The sequence below is a fragment of the Rhizobacter sp. P3_B12 genome (assembly GCF_056402895.1).
Genome location: NZ_JBFUGN010001516.1, coordinates 1 through 951 on the forward strand (window position 1 = coordinate 1; position 951 = coordinate 951).

Below are 951 nucleotides of genomic sequence, written 5' to 3' on the forward strand. Positions count from 1 at the left end.
CCAGCATCCCGAGCGCATAGAACGAGGTCAGCGGATTGATCTTGTAGCGCAGCGTGTTGTGGGTGCGCATCGTCGACGCGAGGTCGGCGAACAGGGCGCCCGCCACGCCCACCATCACGACCACCGCCGCGATCAGCCCCAGCAGGTTGCGGCCGGCTTGTCGCCACAGGCCCGGCGCCTGCAGCGGCCGCCGCCACAGCCACGCGAGCGGCAGCACGGCGATCACGAGCACGCTCGCTGCCATGCGCAGGCTCAGCAGGTCGCGCGTCTCGCGCATGTCGGTCTGCAGCACGTTGGTCATCATCGTGCTGTCGATCACGACGTTGTAGGTGCCCATGAAATGCGCACCGAAGGCCGCCGCCAGCAGGAAGAGCCCGATCGCCGGCTTGATGCTCCAGCGCCAGGCCAGCATCGTCAGCACGATGCTGGTGAGGCACGCGACGATCACGCCGAACGCGACGATGAAGAGCGTGCCGCGCGGGCCCTGCATCTCGGGCAGCGCCCGCAGCGACTGCCACAGCGGCCAGTTCGCAAGGGTGGCGATCCACACGCTCGCCAGCACGGCCAGCGTCAGAGGGTTCCAGGAAGCGTGGGAGGAGGGGAACAGAGCCCGGTTGCGGCCAAGGTGCATGCCGGAATTGTCGCAGCAGCAGGATGAGGCGAGGCTTAGGGCAAGGCCTCGATGCCGCCTGTCAGGGTGCGTCGGCGGGTGCGGTTGCTTCGGCCTCGGCGGGGGCGCCGCGCTCGCGCAGCGTCAGCGCGCCGGCCTGGCGGCCCGCGGCCTGGCCGAGCCCGGGAACGACGCTGCCGCCATAGCGGCTGCGCAGTGCCTCGACACGCTCCTGCAGCGGCCCGCCATCGGCGATCTTCTCGTGGTGGCGCTGCAGCGTCATGCGCGCCATCTCGATCAGCTTGCCGTTCAACGTGCGCTCGCCGTGCGCCAGCAGCAGC

At 70.0% G+C, this 951-nt stretch carries 1 protein-coding gene and 1 pseudogene; both read right to left on the reverse strand.

Going from position 1 to position 951, the window contains the following annotated elements; translation table 11 throughout:
- Positions 1-562: phosphoethanolamine transferase domain-containing protein (locus tag AC1D01_RS36545; RefSeq protein WP_477874681.1), on the reverse strand; the 562-nt coding region annotated here is incomplete at its 3' end.
- Between the two features lie 130 nt (positions 563-692).
- A pseudogene (locus AC1D01_RS36550) lies at positions 693-951 on the reverse strand (response regulator); the annotation flags it as partial.